18 protein-coding genes and 1 pseudogene are annotated in these 20,111 nt (G+C 54.0%); 10 read left to right on the top strand and 9 right to left on the bottom strand.

Annotated elements, in window-relative coordinates:
* Positions 1-119 precede the first annotated feature (119 nt).
* The 6 genes from QNH99_RS22660 to QNH99_RS22635 all read left to right on the top strand — a co-directional run bounded on the left by QNH99_RS22660 (position 120) and on the right by QNH99_RS22635 (position 7,119).
* Positions 120-557: a DcrB-related protein gene (locus QNH99_RS22660; protein ID WP_410517853.1), complete on the top strand. Its 438-nt coding sequence runs from the start codon at positions 120-122 to the stop codon at positions 555-557.
* Between the two features lie 17 nt (positions 558-574).
* A complete protein-coding gene (locus tag QNH99_RS22655) occupies positions 575-4,774 on the top strand; it encodes an RHS repeat-associated core domain-containing protein (protein ID WP_410517852.1) in 4,200 nt (1,399 codons plus the stop codon).
* Positions 4,775-4,793: 19 nt separating this feature from the next.
* Positions 4,794-5,315 (top strand): SMI1/KNR4 family protein, encoded by a 522-nt coding sequence (locus tag QNH99_RS22650; RefSeq protein WP_088901090.1) that lies wholly within the window; start codon positions 4,794-4,796, stop codon positions 5,313-5,315.
* A gap of 188 nt (positions 5,316-5,503) precedes the next feature.
* Positions 5,504-5,887 carry a hypothetical protein gene (locus QNH99_RS22645; RefSeq protein ID WP_088901091.1) on the top strand — a complete coding sequence of 128 codons (384 nt, stop codon included), beginning with the start codon at positions 5,504-5,506 and terminating at the stop codon, positions 5,885-5,887.
* 169 nt (positions 5,888-6,056) lie between these two features.
* On the top strand, positions 6,057-6,401 hold the full coding sequence (locus QNH99_RS22640) for an immunity 8 family protein (RefSeq protein WP_410517851.1): 345 nt from the start codon (positions 6,057-6,059) through the stop codon (positions 6,399-6,401).
* A 307-nt stretch (positions 6,402-6,708) separates the two neighbouring features.
* The gene (locus QNH99_RS22635; RefSeq protein WP_088901093.1) at positions 6,709-7,119 is read left to right on the top strand and encodes a hypothetical protein; all 411 of its coding nucleotides are present in this window, start codon (positions 6,709-6,711) and stop codon (positions 7,117-7,119) included.
* Positions 7,120-7,191: 72 nt separating this feature from the next.
* On the opposite strand, the gene lsrG is transcribed toward QNH99_RS22635, so the two are convergent.
* Genes lsrG through lsrA form a run of 6 tightly spaced genes read right to left on the bottom strand, consistent with a single transcriptional unit; the run spans position 7,192 to position 13,061 of the window.
* The gene (gene lsrG, locus QNH99_RS22630) at positions 7,192-7,485 is read right to left on the bottom strand and encodes a (4S)-4-hydroxy-5-phosphonooxypentane-2,3-dione isomerase (protein WP_058702570.1); all 294 of its coding nucleotides are present in this window, start codon (positions 7,483-7,485) and stop codon (positions 7,192-7,194) included.
* Positions 7,486-7,539: 54 nt separating this feature from the next.
* Positions 7,540-8,421, bottom strand: coding sequence for a 3-hydroxy-5-phosphonooxypentane-2,4-dione thiolase (lsrF, locus tag QNH99_RS22625; protein WP_088901094.1), 882 nt, complete (start codon positions 8,419-8,421; stop codon positions 7,540-7,542).
* A gap of 18 nt (positions 8,422-8,439) precedes the next feature.
* Complete coding sequence (lsrB, locus tag QNH99_RS22620) at positions 8,440-9,462, bottom strand: autoinducer 2 ABC transporter substrate-binding protein LsrB (protein WP_088901095.1); 1,023 nt, start codon at positions 9,460-9,462, stop codon at positions 8,440-8,442.
* A 28-nt stretch (positions 9,463-9,490) separates the two neighbouring features.
* Positions 9,491-10,489 (bottom strand): autoinducer 2 ABC transporter permease LsrD, encoded by a 999-nt coding sequence (lsrD, locus tag QNH99_RS22615; protein WP_410517850.1) that lies wholly within the window; start codon positions 10,487-10,489, stop codon positions 9,491-9,493.
* Positions 10,486-11,532 (bottom strand): autoinducer 2 ABC transporter permease LsrC, encoded by a 1,047-nt coding sequence (gene lsrC / locus QNH99_RS22610; RefSeq protein WP_410517849.1) that lies wholly within the window; start codon positions 11,530-11,532, stop codon positions 10,486-10,488. The genes lsrD and lsrC overlap by 4 nt, the downstream gene beginning before the upstream one ends.
* Positions 11,526-13,061: an autoinducer 2 ABC transporter ATP-binding protein LsrA gene (gene lsrA, locus QNH99_RS22605; protein ID WP_410517848.1), complete on the bottom strand. Its 1,536-nt coding sequence runs from the start codon at positions 13,059-13,061 to the stop codon at positions 11,526-11,528. The genes lsrC and lsrA overlap by 7 nt, the downstream gene beginning before the upstream one ends.
* A 243-nt stretch (positions 13,062-13,304) precedes the next feature.
* Here lsrA and lsrR point away from each other — a divergent pair, with 243 nt between their 5' ends.
* The 4 genes from lsrR (at position 13,305) to QNH99_RS22585 (ending at position 17,649) form a co-directional block, all read left to right on the top strand.
* The gene (gene lsrR, locus QNH99_RS22600; RefSeq protein WP_088901099.1) at positions 13,305-14,270 is read left to right on the top strand and encodes a transcriptional regulator LsrR; all 966 of its coding nucleotides are present in this window, start codon (positions 13,305-13,307) and stop codon (positions 14,268-14,270) included.
* A 177-nt stretch (positions 14,271-14,447) separates the two neighbouring features.
* Complete coding sequence (lsrK, locus tag QNH99_RS22595) at positions 14,448-16,040, top strand: autoinducer-2 kinase (protein ID WP_410517847.1); 1,593 nt, start codon at positions 14,448-14,450, stop codon at positions 16,038-16,040.
* Positions 16,041-16,258: 218 nt separating this feature from the next.
* Entirely contained in the window at positions 16,259-16,531 is a 273-nt protein-coding gene (locus QNH99_RS22590; protein WP_088901101.1) for a helix-turn-helix transcriptional regulator, read from the top strand.
* A 182-nt stretch (positions 16,532-16,713) separates the two neighbouring features.
* Entirely contained in the window at positions 16,714-17,649 is a 936-nt protein-coding gene (locus QNH99_RS22585) for an omptin family outer membrane protease (RefSeq protein WP_088901102.1), read from the top strand.
* Positions 17,650-17,676: 27 nt separating this feature from the next.
* Here QNH99_RS22585 and QNH99_RS22580 read toward each other — a convergent pair.
* From QNH99_RS22580 to QNH99_RS22570, 3 genes and pseudogenes are all read right to left on the bottom strand, one after another.
* Positions 17,677-18,368 (bottom strand): annotated as a pseudogene (locus tag QNH99_RS22580) (SOS response-associated peptidase family protein).
* A gap of 95 nt (positions 18,369-18,463) precedes the next feature.
* Positions 18,464-19,111, bottom strand: a complete 648-nt coding sequence (locus tag QNH99_RS22575; RefSeq protein ID WP_109718021.1) for a hypothetical protein — start codon at positions 19,109-19,111, stop codon at positions 18,464-18,466.
* Between the two features lie 121 nt (positions 19,112-19,232).
* On the bottom strand, positions 19,233-20,108 hold the full coding sequence (locus tag QNH99_RS22570) for a RepB family plasmid replication initiator protein (protein ID WP_088901104.1): 876 nt from the start codon (positions 20,106-20,108) through the stop codon (positions 19,233-19,235).
* Positions 20,109-20,111 lie beyond the last annotated feature (3 nt).

Here is a 20,111-nt window from a genome sequence, read left to right as displayed (position 1 = left end):
AGGACAGTGCATTGAACATTCGCAATAAGGGGTCTGCTACCTTTAAGAGTTGATGCGGTAGTCACTGACTGTGTCATGTGAGAAACTTTCCGCTTCTGAAATGTGGTGGGACCCTCTTAATGTCAGAAAAATCTTCGCTCAGCCTGTTTGCCGAAGGCGTTATCAGCCTGCCTGACGGATATCAGGACCGTACCGTCAATGTATACACGCGTCCGTCATCCGGCACGCCCGCCTTTAATATTTCGCGAGACACCATGGACACCGGTGAAACCCTTCCTGCTTACGTCGACCGCCAGATCGCATTGATGCAAAAACACCTCTCAGGGTGGAATCAGAGCGGGCGCAGCACCGTGATGCTCGGAGAGGACCTTTTGCAGGGAGAACAGGTGAACGCCAGTTACAGGCGGGAGGGTAAGTCTGTCTGGCAGCAGCAGGCCGTCTTCAATACCCGGGATTCCCACATACTGGTCTTCACGATGTCCTCGTCAGAAGAGCTGAAGGACAGCGATAACAGCCTCTTCAGCGAACTGCTCAGGAGTTTCCGTTTTCATAATTAACGATAAGGAACATTGTTATGTTTGAGGCTGCCCGCGTCGGTGATGACATTGGCCACTCAGGCGCTCTGGCCGGCATGATTGCCGGAACCATTGTCGGCGGGCTGATTGCTGCTGCAGGGGGGATTGCAGCCGGTGCCCTTTTTATTGCAGGTCTGGGCGCCGCGACCCTTGGCGTGGGGGTCCTGCTGATTGGCGCCAGCCTCGCTGTCGGATACCTTACCGGGGAACTTGCCACCGCCGCCCGCGATAAGTTTGCTGTAGACGGTGCGGCCAGCATGACTAAGAAGGGCACCATCACGACCGGCTCTGCCAACGTCTTTATCAATGGCAGACCTGCCGCCCTGGCTACAGACAGCATGGTGATGTGTTCTGACGACGGCTCACAGCAAATGGCTGAGGGCTCATCCCGTGTCTATATCAACGGCCTGCCTGCAGCGCGAACCGGCGACCACACCACCTGTGATGCCAGTGTCATGACGGGCTCGGATAACGTGATTATCGGTGGAGAAGCGGAACAGACACTCCCGATCCAGCCTGAAGTGCCGGAATGGCTGTATAAAGCCTCTGACCTCACCCTGTTTTTCGCCGGGTTCGTGGGTGGCGCAGGCGGCATTGCCGGCAAAGCCGGGGCCCTCGCAAAACTTTTCAGCAAGCTCCCGCGTATTCTGAAGTTTGAGAAGGCGCTTTGCCGGGCAGAACAGGCACTTGTTGTTACCGAAGCGGCCGGAATTATCGCCCGGCCGGTAGACATCATCAGTGGGCAGAAATTCCTGAATGGTGAGGACGAGCTCGACTTTACACTGCCGTCCCGTTTATCCGTTCGCTGGCAGCGCTACTGGCGCAGCGGTAATCCCTCAGACAGTGTACTGGGTCGCGGCTGGAGTCTGTTCTGGGAGTCCAGTCTTCAGCGTTATGAAGACGGGCTGGTCTGGCGCGCGCCCACCGGAGACTGTGTTTCCTTTCCCCTGATACCGAAAGGCTTCCGGACGTTCTGCGGGGAAGAAAAACGCTGGCTGGAACACCACGACGATGACACCTGGTCAGTGTACGGCCTCAGCGGTGAACGCTGGTGCTACGCCGCGCTGAACGAAAACGAACCGTCGCTGTTAGAGCGGATAAGTGAACCCTGTGGCAACGATATTCTTTTTGAATGGAACGATAACCATACGCTTCATTCCCTGACCGACTGCGCGGGGCAGCGTATTGTCTGCCGCTATGACGGCAGCCGTCTGGCCGGTGCCTGGCTGGATGATGAGATCTGCCTGGTCAGTTACGCTTACGACGAAGAAAGTCAGTTAAGCGCGGTAACAGGGCGGGGCGGCAACGTGCGCCGCCGCTTCCGCTGGCAGGACGGTCTCATGATTGCCCATGAAGACCGCAACGGCCTTCTCAGTGAGTATCGCTGGCGGGAAATTGACGGCCTGCCGAGGGTGGTGGCGTTTCGCCACAGCGGTGGCGAGCAGCTGACACTGGAGTACGATTTTGAAAACGGCAGGCGCCGAGCGGTCCGGGACGACGGCGCAGAAGCCTGCTGGCTGATTGATGACGATGATAACGTTGCATCCTTTACGGACTATGACGGGCGCCAGACGGCTTTCGTTTACCGTGATGGCGAGCTCTGTGACGTCATACTACCCGGAGGCGCTATCCGCCGCAGTAAATGGGACAGATATGGCCGGCTTGAAGAGCAGACCGATCCGGCCGGCCGGCGGACCGGATACCACTGGTATCGCCTGACAGACAGAATAGCCCGCGTTGTCTATCCGGATCAGACGTCGTCTCAGGGCACTTATGACCTGAAAAACCGGCTGTTATCCGAAACGGATGTCGCCGGAAGCACCACGACGTATGCGTATCCGGACGATGAAGAAACGCTTCCCTCGGCCATTACCGATGCAGCCGGCGGCGTGGTCCTTCTGAAATGGAACCGCCAGGGGCTTCTGACAGAGCGGACGGACTGCTCCGGAAGCATCACCCGCTTCAGCTATGACCGTTTCGGGCAGCTCATCAGCAGTGAAGATGCAGAAGGCCACATCACGCGCCGTGAATGGAACGCGTGCGGCCAGCTGACTGCGGTCATCCACCCCGACGGCACTCAGGAGGCGCTGCGCTGGAACGAACACGGGCAGCTGTCAGCCTGGCGGGACCCGCTTGAAAGTGAGACGCGCTGGCAGTACAACGCGCTGGGTCTTCCGGTCAGCCAGACTGACAGGATCGGCCGTACCCGCCGCTGGCAATGGAGCCCCCGTGGTGACCTGCTGAGACTGGATAACGGCAACGGTGGGGAATACCGGTTCAGCTACGACGCCGTGGGGCGCCCGCTTACTGAAACACGGCCTGACGAGACCGTCTTCCGGATGGAGTGGGATGCGCGGGGATTTCTTGCCGCGGTCGAGGAAAACGGAAGACCGGCTGCAGACGGAGGCATCGCGCGGCGACTGCAGAGTTACAGCTATGACACCAGCGGCCTGCTGACCGGGCGCGTTCACCGTCATGCGGAGTACCGTTATTTACGTGACGTGAATGGCCAGCTCAGCCGCGTAATGCGCATTCCTACCGAAGAAGGTACCGCGCTGGGCATTGAAAGGGATGAAATTGCGTTCACGCACAATGCTGCCGGACGCGTACTGAGTGAATCAGGCGTTAACGGTACGATCGGCTTCGAATGGGATGACCTGAATAATCTGACGGCACTGACGCTTCCCGGCGATCAGCGCCTGTCCTGGCTGCACTACGGCTCTGGCCATGTGAGTGCCGTCCGTTTCGGCCAGCAACTGGTTTCGGAGTTTACCCGCGACCGGCTGCACCGTGAAACGGCGCGGACGCAGGGAAACCGTGAACAGTTCCGGCAGTACGACAGCCTTGGCAGGCGCACGCTGCAGCGCAGCGAACAGATAACGGACATCGCCCTGCCTGAGCATTCAATCCTGGCGCGACAGTACCGTTATACCGCCCGTGGCGACCTGGCCGGGGTCAGCGACACGCTGAGAGGCGAGGTTCACTACGGCCATGATGCCGAGGGCCGTCTGCAGAAGCACTACGAGTCGCGTCAGGGGCACAGCAGTACACACTTCAGCTACGACGCCGCAGACAATCTCACGGAAGATGAAAGCGCCCTGCCGGTGACCAGCAACCGCCTGGAGCACTGGCAGAATCTGTTCATGAAATACGATTACTGGGGCAACCTGGTCAGCCGCCGCTCAGGTCTTTATGAGCAGCATTACGTTTATGATGCAGAAAACCGTCTGATATCTGCGCGGGGACTGGGGCCCGAAGGCCGCTTTGAGGCGAACTATCACTATGATGCGCTGGGCAGGCGAACCCGCAAAACGGTTACGACCAGCCACGGAACAACGACTCTCCGTTTCCTGTGGCAGGGATACCGTCTGCTTCAGGAGATTGACGAAAGCGGCCAGTGCAGCACCTACATTTACGATCCGGTTGAAACCTGGAGTCCGCTGGCCCGTGTAGACCACCATCAGTACGAGGGTTATGGCCAGATATACTGGTTCAGCACCGACATTAACGGTGCTCCACTGGAGGTGACTGACGAACGCGGGGATTTACGTTGGAGTGGACATTACGGCAGCTTCGGTGAGGTTAATTACCAGACGGAAGGGTTTTTGCGTCAGGTGAAAAGCGCAACGCTTCCACACCAGCCACTGCGCTACGCGGGTCAGTACTCTGACAGGGAAACAGGCCTTCACTACAACCTGTTCCGCTACTACGACCCACAGACCGGCCGGTTTACTGTACAGGATCCGATAGGGCTGAAGGGAGGATGGAACCTTTATCAATATGCCCCGAATCCGCAGGGCTGGATTGACCCCCTGGGTCTTACCGGAAAACCGCTGAACTCACCAGATATGTCTAAATGGCTGGATAAAGGTGGCACGGTCTGGCAGGAAACAGACGGCAGAGCGTGGGTTTATCAGGACTGGGAAGGGAACGTCGTCCGATACCCTGACGGTTACCCGGACTTTACCCCTTACGAAAGACAGAGCGTGGACGTTCCGGATTTGAAGGGCGACCACAGTAAGTCTCCGGGGGGGGACTTTGGCAAAGCGGATGCTCAGGCAAGCAAAGGCATGGCGAATTATGACGTGAATACCTGGCATCATCATGAAAATGGCGTCACAATGCAGGAAGTTCCAAAGAAAATACACCGCCGGTTCACACACAGGGGTGGTGTGTCTCATATCAAAGCTAACTGTTAACAGAGCTTAGGAGGCGCGGGTGGCTATTTTAACGGGTGCAGGGATTGGTCAGTCAGATATCGATCTGCTTGCCAAAAACTTTGCGGTTACTTTTCCTGATGATTACAGGGATTTTCTGGCGAAATATAACGGACTGAGAGTCGAGTCACCCGACTACTGTGACTTACCTTTTGATAAGGTTGATAACGGTTACGTATCATTTGATGCTTTATTCGGTCACGATGTCAGCAACGAAAATTATGATATCTCCGTTATGAATGATGAGCTCCTTGATGAGCTTTCTTTCGTCGAGAATGCTGTCATTATCGGTATTGATCCGGGTGATAACGGTTATGTGCTGATTACGGAAGGTGAGCAATCCGGGGTTTATTACTGGGACCGGTCATGCCTGCACGTCGATGATGCAAAACAGGATTTTGACATCGCAGGTGATGAGGATTCCCAGCATCTGTACTTACTTTCCGGCACTTTCCAGCAGTTCTTTGACATATTGTCAGGGCTGACAATCAAGAAAGGAATGAGCGTTTCTCCGGGCTTATAACCGCTCTGTGCCAGCGCCCTTATTCCTATGCTAAATGGATAAGGGCAGTGTCAGAGATGGACTTCAGGGAGAAGTGAGGCAGGAAAGGATGGAAACGGACCAAAGTAAGTTCGTAACAGGATGTCTTATTCCAGCCTTTAAGTGAACTATCGTAGCTACCGCAATGTGAATATACAGGCCGCACAGCCATGAAAAACAAATCCGGCGATCCAAGAAAAAGACATGCGGCAAAGATTGCTGAATCGGCCAGGAAAGCCGAAGTCGCTAGAAATTTTCAGGCTAATAACAGACATGAGCATACCAAGAAAACCTTTTTAGGTTTTATTATTATGCGGGGTATGACGCAGCCATTGTCTTACAATACAGATACAAATAAATGGTCGAAAAATCCAACCATAGCAACCCTTTTTACGACAGTCACCGCGGCCGAAGCTGTCATTGAAAACCTGACTAAGTACAGCAATACTGCTGAAGTTCGAACACTGAAAACAGATGGTCGTTTTTATTCCTGCTCATCAATATCGTGGACAGAACTAAGAGAGTATCGTGAGAACGAGCGGACCCAGCAGTGAAGCCGCGCGCAAAAAGCGAAAACCCGCGGTGGTTCCGGCCGTCACGCTACACTTTTGCTACGACTGGGACACAAGCTAATTTTGAAACCTATAGATTGCCAACAGATACTAGTGAGTCGACTAAGCCAGAGAAAATTGGTAACGGACACCTGAATATTTTGGATTAAATATGAAAGCCACATTAAAAAGCATTGACTGCATGCACTATGATTTTAAAACTTATATACCCGAAGACGATCAGGTAGCTATAACGTTAACGTTGACAATAGGTTCTAACGATTCTGAAGCAGGTGACAACTTTGATATTTTTATTTGCACCCCCGAATGGCTCTGTAAGCACCAATGGTTGCCAGAGTTGATGCGCCACACGCTTCTAGTTCGTAAATATGATCTGGATGAGATCACCAAAACCATCACCGATTATATTGACCAGTGCGAAGGTAAGGACTGGATGGAGATAGCGCAAAAACTCTCCCGCGTTTTTGCCTGGGAATTTGAAGACTACCAGCCATAAGCTATAAACCCCGTCTTTTATGGGGTCAGTTCAAGCTGTCGGGATTTTTGCTCTGATTTCGTCACAACGAGTTAGACGGACGGACAAGATGTGCTTTTGGAGTACCGCCTTACGGCAGGCCTCTAAAACACCCCAAGAAAGGGTAGCGGGTTCTGAAAAATTTTAAATGGGTACGCTGGCGGATCTGAAAAGACTTGTTGCATGGCCAGAATGTACTGCGAGACAGAAATTTAATTTAACATAATTTACGCTATGTGAACTAACTCATTGATTATTAACGTATTAAACCAACAAGGATGACGTCATTATGAAATTTTTAATTCTGCCACTTATGCTAACTTCACTGGGTGCTCTGGCATCTCAAAACCCTTCACTTGAAGCAGTACAATCTTATTGCCACAAGACATCAATTCCCTTACTCCAGGCAGCACTCGATTCCGTTGAACATGATGTTGGCAAACAAGCATCAACGCAGTGGGACAATATATCAAGCAATGTTTATAACAACGAAAACTACAAATCTGCGCCTGAAGAAGTAAAGCAAACGATGAAAGACACTCTTGAGAATGTAATTTTATCGAAAAAAATCAAGAATGATTTCATTGAAGATTACATAGCTCATGGTCAAAAAGATCGCGAAATACTTGCTGCGCTCTGGGCACAACATTCTGTCGAACCTTACCTGATAAAATGCGGGTATATGAAATATAATAATTAAAAATTCTATAACGGATGGCCCGGAAAACAGGTCATCCGTTTTTAAAAACCAATCGTTAAAGTGGTCAGGCGATCACTCCGGCAGCAGACCGATGAGTTCCGTCTTTTTACGGGGGGCACTCATCAGTGACTCCAGCTGGCTCACGCAGGTTTTGTAATGCGGTGTGGTTTTGTGCAGTGCCACTGCTTTTTCGTCAACATAGGCTTCGTAAATGATAAATCGCGTGGGCGTCACAGGATCCTGGAGGACGTCAAACCGCAGATTGCCTTCTTCCTGCACCGAACCCAGGTGATTCTGGCGGAAGACATCAAGAAACTGGGCTATTTTGTCAGCATGAACGTTAATTTCTACCAGCGTGACGTGCATCATTCCTCTCCTCATTGTGGTTCACGTAACAGACGCAAACGAGGCTGAGTAATCTCAGCCTCCGTTTTTTTCACTCAGATACAGCGCGTGTGCCTTTTCAGCCGTTTCATTATCGTGAACCACGGCATGTACCGCCTTGATCATGGCCACGGGATCGTCAGACTGGAAAATATTGCGCCCCATATCCACTCCGCTTGCTCCCTGGTCGATGGCCCGGTAACACATCTCCAGCGCGTCACGCTCAGCCAGCTTCTTACCGCCGGCAATCACAATGGGGACCGGACAGCCCGCCGCGATACGCTCAAACCCGTCGTCAACGTAGTAGGTTTTGATGATATGCGCGCCCATTTCAGCAGCGATGCGCGTGGCCAGAGAAAAATAGCGCTGGTCGCGCGCCATGTCTTTTCCCACACCGGTAACGGCCATCACGGGCATGCCCACCCGCATCCCCTCATCCACCAGCTGTATGATGTTTTTAACCGACTGATGCTCGTTCTCAGATCCGATATAGACCTGCGCTGCCACTGCACAGCTGTTCAGACGCACGGCATCATCCATGGCCACCGCAACCGCCTCGTTGCTCAGTTCAGTCAGCACGGAGTTGGCACCGGATGCGCGCAGCACCACCGGCTTACCGACAGCTGGCGGGACGACGCTGCGCAGAATACCGCGGGTGCACATCAGCACGTCGGTATGCGCAAACAGGGGAGCGATGTTAACGTCGATGCGCTCCAGGCCCGTGGTCGGTCCCTGAAAATAGCCGTGATCAAAGGCCAGCATCACCGTTTTACCGGTACGCGGGCTGAAGATACGCGACAGACGCGACTGCATTCCCCAGTCCAGCGCACCACACCCTTTCAGCGCAAACAGTGTATTTGTCTGGGGTTTGTCTGTATGAAAATTCTTTCCGTCTCTGATGTCATCCAGGTCAGCCATGGTGTAAGCCCTCAGATATCAAAAGTTGTATTTGTCGATGTTGTCTTTGTTGAAGACGACGCGCTCCGGCAGCAGGACGATGCCGTTGTTTTTAGCTTCGTACTGATAGCCCTGCACACTGTTGGGTGACACCACCACGGGCCCGACGCCCGGGACCGTCAGCCTGTCGCCGGGGTTGAGAGGCGTTTTTTTCAGGGCGGCATCCGCGACGTAAACAGATATCTTGCCCTGCTGCACAACATCCCACAGGCCAAACTCTTTGACGGTGCCGCGTTTGACGTAAGGGCGCATCACGTTTGGTGTGCTGAAGCCAACGATGGCGACGTTGGTACGTTTGAGGTTTTCGGCCGCCTGCGCCGCGGCAGGTAAGGCATTTGCATCGGGCGCAATAATGACGTCGAGGTCACTGTAGGCTTTCAGGATACCTTCGGCGGTCTGCAGTGATTTGGTGGCGTCGTTATAGCCAAACTGGGTAGTGACAATTTTCCAGCCCGGATGATCTTTCGCGATTCTGGCTTTAGCTTCCTGCACCCACTGGTTCTGGTCGGTCACCGTCGGGCTGGAATAGAAAAACGCAACTCTGGCGTCGGGTTTACTGACCTGGTGTGCGGCCATGTCCACCAGCATACCGCCGAGCTGTTTCGGCGTACCCTGATCAATGTAGTACGACCGGCATTCCGGTTTCGTGTCGGAGTCCCACGTCAGGACTTTCACCCCGCGCTGCATGGCTCGCTTCAGCGCCGGACACAGGCCGTCAGGGGAAACGGCCGAAAGGATAATGGCATCGTATCCCTGGTTCACAAAGTTATTGATTAGCCTCACCTGCCCTGCCACGCTGGGCTCTGTCGGCCCGTCATAGGTGACGTCCACCCCCAGCGCTTTGCCGGCCTCCTTTGCACCGTTACCGCCACTGGTAAAGTAGTCAACGCCCACCAGCTTGGGGATGAACGCAATCCGCTCTGCTGCCGGCGCGGTGACGGCCAGTGCGCTCAGGCCGGATGCAATCAGCAGCGCCAGTGTTTTCCTGTTCAGTCTTGCCATTCTTACTCTCCGTAATGTCAACATAACCTCACGCCTGGCGATGAGAACGCCGGCGCGCAATCCACTCAGCAATGTGGCGACGGTGCAGACTGGCTGAACGTCCCACGACAACAACGATGAGCAGTGCGCCGGACAGCGCACCGGAAACCTGATCTGAAACGCCCGCCATCTGCAGTCCCTGCTGAAGAAATCCCACCAGGAGGGTTGCGAGCGCCGTGCCGGTGACCGAACCCGAGCCGCCGTAAATGCTGGCACCGCCCAGGACCACGGCGGTGATGGCGGGCATCAGCAGTGACGATCCGGTATCGGAACGGGCGGAGCCGAAATACGAGGTAAGCAGTACGGCAGCGACAGCGGCGGCAACCCCTGTCAGGGCATAGAGAACGCAGAGCAGGCGGTTCACGGGCAGCGCGCTGTAAACCGAAGCCCGGGCATTCTGCCCCGTCAGGAAGACGTTACGGCCGGCGTGGGTACGGTGAAGCAGCAGCCAGAAGACAACAGTCATGGCCAGAAAAACCAGCAGCGGGACCGGTATGCCGAAGGGGGCAAGGCTGGCAAAGCCGGTAAACGCGTCAGAGAACCCGCTGATACCGTCATATCCGGTTGCGCCCGCAAATCCTGAAAGCAGCAGTGCCCCGCCGCCAAACAGATACATGGTGCCGAGCGTGATGACCAGAGGGCTGATGCCGGTGAAGATAATCAGCCCGGCGTTGAGCAGCCCGCAGCCCGCCCCCACCGTCAGGGTGGCGATGACGGCGACAGGAACCGGTGCCCCCGTTTTCAGCATAATGCCCAGCACTATCGCACACAGGCCGGCCGTTGCGCCGAAAGAAATATCAATCCCGCCACTGACAATCACCATCGTCAGCGGCAGCGCAACGATGCCGGTACAGATGAAGTCACTGGTGCTGAAGAGCAGGACATTCACGTCAAGCATGCGCGGGTTTATCTCGCCAAAAAGCAGAACTTCCAGTACAAGCAGCGTCCCCAGTGTGATTTCCCAGCTGCAGCGTCGGAAAAGGTTCATTGTGCCGCCTCCTGTTTCTTCGCCATATGAGACTCTGACGGACGCGGTGCCTGCTGCATGTGTGCTGTGGGGACAAAGCGGGCATACTTCTGACGCCGCAGCCGTCTCTGCAGGGCAAGCCGCAGCCGCCCGTCGGCAACCAGAACAAGCAGGAGAACCAGTCCGGCAATGAAGTTGTTCCACCAGGCCGGGATGTGCAGCAGAACGAGGACGCTGTCTATCTGAGTCAGAAAACATGCGCCAAGCACGGCCCCCGTCACCCTGCCGGAGCCACCCAGCAGGCTGATGCCTCCCAGCACACAGGCAGCGATCGCTTTCATTTCCAGCCCGGTTCCGGTCTGATTGGGGATAAAGCCGATTTGGGCGGCGAAGACGATCCCGGCAAGTGCAGCCATGCCGCCGTTGAGCGCGAAGGCAAGAATGCGAACGCCCTCTGTCGGTACACCCAGCTGACGTGCTCCCTGCAGATTGTCGCCGGTAACGTAAAACCACCGGCCAGCCGTTGTGCGGCCGAGTCCCCAGGCCACCAGGGTCACCACGGCCAGCGTGCACCAGCCCAGTACTGACACCCCCAGAAAGACCGGCGCTGACAGCTCTTTCAGGCTGGCCGGTAAACTTTCAATCCACCGCCCGCCGGTCCCGAGCAGCATCATTCCCCGGTACAGTCCCAGGGTCCCCAGCGTGGCCACAATCGCCGGTATCTTCAGCCAGGCAACCAGCAGACCATTAAAACAGCCGGCCACCATGCCCAGCAGCAGTGTTGCCAGACAGGCCACAGGCAGGCTCACGCCGCCGTTCAGCATCAGGCCCAGCGCCACCGCACACAGCCCGGTTATTGAACCGACAGAGACATCAATGTTGCGCGTCAGCATGACGAAGGTGGCACCCGCCGCCAGCAGGATCAGGATTTGCGCACTGCTGAAAATCATGGTCAGGGTCTGCACGCTCAGGTACTGACGGTTGAACGCGCCGGGGATAATAAACAGGCTCAGCACAGCCACAAGCGCGGTGGCCTCACGGTGTTTCTGAACAAGGTTTAGCATGCCGCCTCCTCTGCGCCCTGCCCGCTGAAGGCCACGCGCATAATATTCTCAACGCTGATGGCGCTGCCGCTGAGCACCGGACCGGCCAGTTCCCCCTGGTGCATCACGCCGACACGGGTGGCCAGCTGCACAACCTCATCGGTGTCAGAGGAAATGAGCAGCACAGCGACATTCTGAGCCGCCAGCAGGTGCAGCAGGCGGTAAATGTCATTACGGGCGGAGACATCGACCCCACGGGTAGGCTCATCAACAATCAGCAGCCGGGGCGAGGCCTCAAGACATTTGGCAATGAGCAGCTTCTGCTGATTACCTCCCGACAGGGTTCGTGCCGCCTGGTCCTGCCTGCTGAACCGGATGTTCAAGGCCTGCTTATAGCGTTCCAGCGTGGCGTTTTCCCGCCGGGTGTTGACCCAGAGACTCCCCCGGCTGAGGGTAAGTGCACCGACATTCCAGGCCAGTGGCGCATCAAGATGCAGACCCGATGACTGACGGTCTTCAGGCAGGTATACCAGCCCCCTGTCCAGGCGCTGACGGGTGGTCAGGCGGCTGATTTCTTCTCCGTTCAGCGTTATCTGTCCACCGCTAAGCGGCCTGATTCCATACAGTGTTTCAGCCAGCTCCGTGCGACCGGCACCCACGAGGCCGGCCAGACCAAATATCTCACCGGCGCGAATGTCGAGACTGATGTGCATGAATCCCTCACCCGTCACGTTTTTCAGCAAGAGAACAGGCTCGCCAGCCTCATTTCTGCCGAGGTCCACGGGAAGGTCAGGTGCAGCAGGAGAGCATTCCGTTTCACATGCTTCAGCCGCTGCCGGCATAATGGTCCGGATGATCTGATCGTCAGACAGATCCTGCGTTTTGCCGGTCAGTGCAATCCGGCCATCCCGCATTACGCTGACACGGTCAGCCAGCTGCCGTATTTCCGGCAGTTTGTGAGAGATAAAGACGATCCCCACGCCGGTGCTCAGCAGTTCACTAAGACGCGTAAAGAGCCTGCTGGTTTCCGCGGGCGTCAGGGAGGCTGTAGGCTCATCCAGGATAAGCAGACGCGCATCGCGCATCAGTCCGCGCGCAATTTCCACCATCTGGCGGTCCGCGACGTCGAGCGCACCGGCTAGCGAAGCGGTGTCGAGCTGGCAGCCCAGCGTACGGAGCAGCAGATGCATTTTATCCGCTGACGCCTGCGTCTCGCGCAGGCCAAAGAGGATGTTTTCCTGCACACTGAGGCTGGGAAACAGCAGCGGCTCCTGTGGTACGAGGTAAATACCCGACTGGTGTGCCCGCGCGGGCGTTAAAGGAGGGCAGGCTTTGCCCGAGACAGTCAGGGTGCCGCCATCCGGTTGCACGATACCAGCCAGAATTTTCATCAGTGTGGACTTGCCGGCACCGTTTCCGCCCAGAAGCGCATGCACCTCGCCGCAGAGAACAGAGAATTCGACGCCCTTCAGGACCTCCACGCCGTCATACTGCTTACGGATGTCACTCGCATGAATCAGTTCAGGTTCGGGATTATTCAGGGTCTGCATGCTTCCTCCGCACTGTCAGGTCGGCCGTTCTGGATGAACAAAAGTTTTAATGCAACAGTTTTGTTCAAACACTAGTCACTCATACCCTATAAAAACACCACAAACATCACAATTTATGAATAACTGATATTTATTTTGTAAAAAGTTCAAACGCTGTATTTTTTGTGAAATAAATCACGGATAATCTCATTTCAATCTGAACAATTGTTTTCATCTAACTTAAATGTTCAACCGGAGCCTGATATGACAAAGGAGAGCGTGACCCCTGTCCCCGAACACGCCATGTGTGAGGAAGAGCTGGTCGCAAGGATTGCGTGGTTCTACTACTACGATGGCCTGACACAGGGTGACATCAGCACGCGGTTGGGGCTGACGCGGCTCAAGGTATCCCGGCTCCTTGAGAAAGGTCGCCAGTCAGGCATTATCAGAATTCAGATTAATTCACGGTTTGAGGGCTGCCTTAAGTATGAAGAGGCGCTGCGGAGGCGCTTCTCGCTCAAAAGCGTACGCGTTTTGCCGGTCCTGCAGGATATGCCAGCGAACACACGGCTCGGTACCGGCGCTGCACAGATGCTGATGGAATCCCTGCAGCCTAAGCAACTGCTGGCCATAGGCTTTGGTGAGGCCGCCATGAACACGCTTAAGCGGCTGAGCGGGTTTATCTCCGCGAACGAAATTCGTCTGGTCACGCTGTCCGGGGGCGTGGGCCCATATATGACGGGTATCGGACAGCTCGATGCGGCATGCAGCGTGAGCATCATGCCCGCTCCGCTGCGGGCTTCATCGGCCGAGATCGCGCTGACGCTGCGGGATGAAAACAGCGTCAGGGATGTGCTGATGACGGCGCAGGCGGCCGACGTGGCCATCGTGGGGATCGGCGCCATCAGTCAGAGGGAAGACGCCACCATTTCACGGACCGGCTATGTGACGGCCGGCGAGCAGCTGATGCTGGGTCGCAAAGGGGCCGTCGGGGACATTCTCGGATACTTTTTTGACGCAAACGGAAAGATCATTCCGGACATCAGCATTCACCGTGAACTGGTCGGCCTGTGTCTGTCCTCACTTGTCACCATTCCGGTCCGGATAGGCGTTGCTGCCGGTCCTGAAAAAGCAGAAGCCATCGTTGCTGCCATGAATGGCGGCTATATCAATGCACTGGTTACGGACGAAGTTACAGCAGAAAGGATGCTTAAGCTGCCGTTTGCCTGAACATAAAAAGACCTGCGGTTTACCCGGGCGTCAGGCGAAAGACAGTAATGTGATCAAGTTATTACAGCTATTTCGTTTAAGCACACAGCCTTCACCTGTATGCGACAGCCCGGCCAGCCACGCAGTAAGCGGCGCAGCCGGTCGCACAGCGTGAAACTTTCAGCCGAGGACACGCACATGGCCCGACTCAGTAACCCGACTGCAGCAGACCACTATCTGATGGCAATAGATGCCGGCACCGGCAGCGTCAGAGCGGTGATTTTTGACCTGAACGGCAACCAGAAAGCAACAGGCCAGGCCGAATGGCACCATCTGCCCGTAGACGGTGTGGCGGGATCGATGGAATTTGATCTGACCCGGAACTGGCAGCTTACCTGCCAGTGCATACGTGAAGCGCTCGGCTCAGCAGGCATACCTGCGTCTGCCATAGCGGCGGTTTCAGCCTGCTCGATGCGGGAAGGTATAGTGCTTTACGATAAAAACGGGGAAACGGTCTGGGCCTGTGCCAACGTGGATGCACGGGCGGCCCGGGAAGTCAGTAGCCTTAAAGCGCTGAAAAACCGTACCTTTGAAGATGATGTTTACCGCTGCTCCGGACAGACTCTGGCACTCAGTGCCCTGCCGCGGCTGTTGTGGCTGGCGCATAACAGCCCGGACATATACCGGCGGGCGTCTGTGGTCACAATGATCAGTGACTGGTTGGCCTACAGGCTCAGCGGTGAGCTGGCCGTGGATCCTTCCAATGCCGGGACCACGGGGCTGCTTGACCTGTCCACCCGTGACTGGAAAAGCTGCCTGCTGCAGATGGCCGGTCTGCGCGCTGACATCCTGGCGCCGGTTAAAGAAACCGGCACGCGACTGGGACAGGTCACCCGCGCCGCTGCAGAGCAGTGTGGTCTGATGGCTGGCACACCGGTCATTGTGGGCGGCGGCGATGTTCAGCTGGGCTGTCTGGGACTGGGTGTCGTCCGGCCCGGTCAGACGGCAGTACTGGGCGGTTCCTTCTGGCAGCAGGTGGTGAATCTTCCTGCGCCGGTGACCGATCCTGACATGAACGTGCGTGTGAACCCGCACGTTATTCCCGGGATGGTTCAGGGAGAGTCGATCAGTTTCTTTACCGGGCTGACGATGCGCTGGTTTCGTGATGCTTTTTGCGCCGAAGAAAAGCTCATTGCTGAGCGGCTTGGCGTAGATGCCTATTCACTGCTTGAGGATATGGCCAGTCCCGTGCCGCCAGGTGCCTGGGGCGTGATGCCGGTATTCTCCGACATGATGCATTACAAAAACTGGTACCACGCCGCGCCGTCGTTTATCAACCTTTCGCTCGATCCGGAAAAATGCAATAAGGCCACGCTGTTCCGCGCGCTTGAAGAGAATGCCGCCATTGTTTCAGCCTGTAATCTGCAGCAGATAGCCAGGTTCTCAGGCGTGAAGGCTGACTCTCTGGTCTTTGCCGGCGGCGGGGCCAAGGGAAAACTCTGGAGCCAGATACTGGCCGACACGACGGGGACAACTGTTCGCGTTCCGGTGGTCAAGGAGGCCACCGCGCTGGGATGCGCCATTGCTGCCGGCGTTGGCGCAGGCATCTGGCCAGAACTGGCCTCAGTCGGAGAGAGTCTCGTTCGCTGGGAACGCGAACATGTACCCGATCAACGTAATTATGAGATCTATCAGCAGACCCGGGAGAAATGGCTGGCTATCTACCAGGACCAGCTGGGGCTGGTAGACGGAGGCCTAACAACCTCTCTGTGGAAAGCACCAGGCCTCTGAAAAAATTGCAGATACTACAAGGTTGAGTTGATTAATGATGTCTCACAGCTATCTCTGACGCCCTACTCACAAAACGTAAAGTGTGCTTAAAAAGACAGACAGTTCACTAAAAACTATGACTTATTTTTTCTGTCAATACCGAATGGGGCAAAACAAAGTCTGCACAGCATCTGCACGCAAGCAGACAGCTGGCCTGATTTATCACCCAGGAGGTCATCATGGCTGAAATCGATCCTCAACAGTTTGCACCTTTAAGTAAGTTCTTTCCTGAACTGACGCCTCTACAGTCCAGTCAGGTGTGCATGCTGGTTTTCTGCCATCTTACCGTTGAGGAGCTGGCTGATTTCAGAGGGGTTTCTGTAAATACTGTTAAAGAATCAATGTGCGCTGCTCAAAAGAAGCTTCGGGTCAGTTCGATCAAAGATCTGAAAGTGGCCGTTACAAATCGTGTGCTAATGAGGCTCGCTCTCGCTATTCCTGAAAAAAAGTAACGCTTAAAACATCGGAATATTCATTCTGAAAAAGAAAACTTTTATATTTTTCAGGTTCTCTAAGCTGATTCACTTATAACTGGACTTAATGAAGGAGGAGCGGTAAGTAAACATAGACTCATCAATTTTTACATGAGTTATCTATATCTAATTGATTCAATAATAATAAACAGGGTGCTTAAATGGATAAGAAAGTTTTAGCAATGATGATGATGGTATTTGCAGGTGCGGCACATGCTGAAAAAAGTCCCTACACACCGGACTTTTCACCCGGCAGTCTCAGTGTATCAGCCTCGACAGGCATGCTCGGCGGTAAATCAGGGGAGCTGGTTTATGATCCGGATACCGGCCGTAAAATAAGCCAGTTGGACTGGAAAATAAAGAACGTTGCCATCCTGAAAGGCGACATTTCGTGGGATGCCTATTCGTTCCTGACGCTGAATGCACGTGGATGGACTTCTCTGGCTTCAGGATCTGGCCATCTTGACGACTATGACTGGCAGAACAGTAACCAAGGAGACTGGACGGATCATTCCTCTCATCCCCACACCAGGATGAACCATGCAAACGAGTACGACCTCAATCTCAAAGGGTGGTTCCTGCAGGGCGACAACTATCGTTTAGGCGCAGTGGCAGGCTATCAGGAAACCCGGTTCAGCTGGACAGCCATTGGCGGATCATTTGACTATGACAACGGTACGCGGGTCGGAGATTTCCCTCGCGACCAGACGGGTATTGGCTACAGCCAGCGCTTTTCAATGCCGTATGTAGGATTAACTGGCCGCTACCGCATTAATGACTTTGAATTTGGTGCTCTGCTCAAATTCAGTGACTGGGTGAATGCTCACGACAATGACGAGCATTACGTCCGTCAACTGACCTTCCGAGAAAAAACATCCAGCTCGCGATACTACGGCGCATCTGTCGATGCTGGTTATTATGTTACGCCTAATGCCAAAGTATTTGCTGAATTCACATACAGTAAATATGAAGAAGGCAAAGGTGGGACGCAGATCATTGATAACACCAGCGGCGAATCGGCGAATATAGATGGTGATGCAGCGGGAATAGCGAACCATAACTATACCGTGACGGCAGGCCTGCAGTACCGATTCTGATTTTATTACCTGACGGGTGAAAAACCTTCACCCGTTGTCTTTTAAATCCGGACCAGCTAACTCCTCAATCAGTTCCCTGCCCTGATTTCCTATACTGCCCACGTCCTTAGTCACTTTGTACCAGCTAAAATCGCTTTCCGGTAGAGCTGCCTCATGAGCGATTTGTTCAGCACGCTCAGGGCTTGTTTTTTTGCTTAGCCACTCCCTGACACTGTCCGGGCTGAGAACAAGTGGCCGCCTGTCATGTATATCAACCATACCCTTGCTGCTTTCAGCAGTGACGATGACAAACCCTTCTTTACCGTGATTGCGGTCATAGGGAGCCTTTCCAATCGCGGCAAAAAAAGGGGCTGATGAGCTTTATGAAAAATAAAATACGGCTGCTTACCCTTTTCCGTTTTTGCCCATTCATACCATCCGTCAGCAGGCACGACCGCCCTGCCCTGACGCCATAAAGGTTTGAACATCCGTCCAGTTGAGGCAGTCTCGCCTCTGGCATTGATGAGTGGAGAATGTTGCCACCATTCCGGGGAGTATCCCCAGTAAACCGGCTCAAAATGAAGCCGGTCATCGCGTTCGTTCAGCAAAAGTACGCGGGTGCCAGGAGCAACGTTAAAGCGTTCCAGGGGCTCAGCGTCAAAAGGCAGTTCATCCGGTGAGATGCCGGCTGATTCAAAATAGTCGTCCCGACAGCTAAACTGCGCGAAGCGTCCGCACACAGGCACCTCCTGAAAATTCAAACGGTTGATTACAGCCAACACAAGTCCGTCAGGTAGTAATCTTTGACGTGCTCCATAACTGACTCCGAGTATAGTCAGTATTTAGCTGTGATGGCTGACGCGTCAGAATCAGGACGAGCGTTAAAGTCCCTGAGGTAGGACTCCATCTCATCCGTGAGCTTGATCGAGACGGGGGATGTGAAATAGTTCAGAGGAACCACCCAGAGATCCAAGTTCAAAAGCAGGATGCCCATGAAATTCTTTCTGCCAAAATGCCAGGTGAGTAACGCGACAATAATCGCCAACAATATCAGACTAACAGGAAGGATTATACGTATAGAGATTTTCAGGTTGCGATCATATCGAGCACGATTAAAAAGTATTTTTCCATCTTTTTCTGAAAGATACCTCCTCCAGCTTATAAGATACTTACCACGCACTCCGCAGTAAGACGCAAATTTAACGGCCGCTTTTTGCAGACCTGGTGTGCTGAGACCGGTCAGAGCGAGGTTATTTATCATCCTCAGTTCCTGATCGATGCATACCCGCTCATCCTGAGCCAGATAATCAAGGGATTTCATCCTTTCCAGCCTGTACTTCCGAAAGCTGAAAAGACTTTTGAAGAGTGCTGCCGGGTTAGCCCTTGCAAGCCATTTATAAACAAGTGCAAGTAAAATCAACACAGACAGAGTCTGCAAACGCCAGCCATGTCTGATTGCTTCACTTAATACGTCATTCCACATTGCCACCACTCCTGTTGGTACCAACTGACTGTCATCAGAACATGGTTGATTGAGCGGGGAGGAAATAAGCCATAACTGCCGACAGGTTCAGAAAAAAGATGCATCCACTATACCGGGTGGATCACAACTTGGTGTTCCGTTTAAGGATATTGAGCACATAGTCAGAACCCTCTTTATCCACAGAGTATTCAAGAAAACCGATGTCGTTGAGTTGCTGTAGCGCTTTTTTAACGGTGGCGTTCTGGTTACCCAGGTGTGAGGTCAGCTGTAGGCGTTCACGAAGCCTGTCAAAGCCGATACGGTAGAACGTGGGGGGAAGTTCAGCAAGATAGAGATAGAGTGCCTGCGCCGATTCCTTTCGTGACAGTTTCTGCAACGCTTTCAGATACAGTCGCGTTTTGCCGTCTACCCGGTACAGTGTATTGAGCTTTGAGTTAGGCTTGATGAAGATCTTACCGGTGCTGCTGTCGTAATAGGTAGAATCCACCAGATGCATGTTGATGGTTATGCGATCGTCTGTACCGGGTAACGCTTTGACAAAGCTGATACTGGTGCGGGCAATACGCGTCAGAGAAGCATCAAAACGTTCCTTAAGCTGCCTGTCAATGCGCTTGGTATCAAAGCCGCAGTACTTAGCAAAATCAGCAAAATTGAGCGACAGCTGATTGTCAGCATCCAGTTTCTTATTTGAAAGAGCATAGATAATGCCAACCCAGACCTTAAAGTCTGTATCCATGTCCAGCCGGGGGCCATAAATCTGGATCTGGTTGTAACCTTCACCCTCTACAATGGATAAGCGAGACAGAGAAGCGGTGGCATCGATGCTGTGATTCTTTCGACCACCCTTTCCAGTGGATTTAAGAGTAGGTACAAATACCCCCAACCGGAGCAAAACTTTGGGCTGAATGGTCTGTCTGAGGGTAGGTAACAGGTTGATAACTTCACCTGTATCCCGGGATGTTTCTTCGATAACAAGGCTTAACTTACTGTTATCCATAAT

Origin of the sequence: Pantoea allii, assembly GCF_046529425.1 — a bacterium.
In the GTDB taxonomy this organism is placed as follows: domain Bacteria; phylum Pseudomonadota; class Gammaproteobacteria; order Enterobacterales; family Enterobacteriaceae; genus Pantoea; species Pantoea allii.
The sequence above is the reverse complement of the archived record's forward strand: the minus strand, read 5'-3'. Positions and strand labels throughout refer to the sequence as shown.

What these genes read in the sequence shown, in the direction of transcription:
- QNH99_RS22635 (WP_088901093.1), top strand. Translation starts at nt 6,709, where the DNA reads ATGAAATTTTTAATTCTGCCACTTATGCTAACTTCACTGGGTGCTCTG.
- QNH99_RS22590 (WP_088901101.1), top strand. Translation starts at nt 16,259, where the DNA reads ATGGCTGAAATCGATCCTCAACAGTTTGCACCTTTAAGTAAGTTCTTT.
- lsrG (WP_058702570.1), bottom strand. Translation starts at nt 7,485, where the DNA reads ATGCACGTCACGCTGGTAGAAATTAACGTTCATGCTGACAAAATAGCC.
- QNH99_RS22655 (WP_410517852.1), top strand. Translation starts at nt 575, where the DNA reads ATGTTTGAGGCTGCCCGCGTCGGTGATGACATTGGCCACTCAGGCGCT.
- lsrR (WP_088901099.1), top strand. Translation starts at nt 13,305, where the DNA reads ATGACAAAGGAGAGCGTGACCCCTGTCCCCGAACACGCCATGTGTGAG.
- QNH99_RS22640 (WP_410517851.1), top strand. Translation starts at nt 6,057, where the DNA reads ATGAAAGCCACATTAAAAAGCATTGACTGCATGCACTATGATTTTAAA.
- lsrK (WP_410517847.1), top strand. Translation starts at nt 14,448, where the DNA reads ATGGCCCGACTCAGTAACCCGACTGCAGCAGACCACTATCTGATGGCA.
- lsrF (WP_088901094.1), bottom strand. Translation starts at nt 8,421, where the DNA reads ATGGCTGACCTGGATGACATCAGAGACGGAAAGAATTTTCATACAGAC.
- lsrC (WP_410517849.1), bottom strand. Translation starts at nt 11,532, where the DNA reads ATGCTAAACCTTGTTCAGAAACACCGTGAGGCCACCGCGCTTGTGGCT.
- QNH99_RS22570 (WP_088901104.1), bottom strand. Translation starts at nt 20,108, where the DNA reads ATGGATAACAGTAAGTTAAGCCTTGTTATCGAAGAAACATCCCGGGAT.
- QNH99_RS22645 (WP_088901091.1), top strand. Translation starts at nt 5,504, where the DNA reads ATGAAAAACAAATCCGGCGATCCAAGAAAAAGACATGCGGCAAAGATT.
- lsrD (WP_410517850.1), bottom strand. Translation starts at nt 10,489, where the DNA reads ATGAACCTTTTCCGACGCTGCAGCTGGGAAATCACACTGGGGACGCTG.
- lsrA (WP_410517848.1), bottom strand. Translation starts at nt 13,061, where the DNA reads ATGCAGACCCTGAATAATCCCGAACCTGAACTGATTCATGCGAGTGAC.
- lsrB (WP_088901095.1), bottom strand. Translation starts at nt 9,462, where the DNA reads ATGGCAAGACTGAACAGGAAAACACTGGCGCTGCTGATTGCATCCGGC.
- QNH99_RS22575 (WP_109718021.1), bottom strand. Translation starts at nt 19,111, where the DNA reads ATGTGGAATGACGTATTAAGTGAAGCAATCAGACATGGCTGGCGTTTG.
- QNH99_RS22585 (WP_088901102.1), top strand. Translation starts at nt 16,714, where the DNA reads ATGGATAAGAAAGTTTTAGCAATGATGATGATGGTATTTGCAGGTGCG.
- QNH99_RS22660 (WP_410517853.1), top strand. Translation starts at nt 120, where the DNA reads ATGTCAGAAAAATCTTCGCTCAGCCTGTTTGCCGAAGGCGTTATCAGC.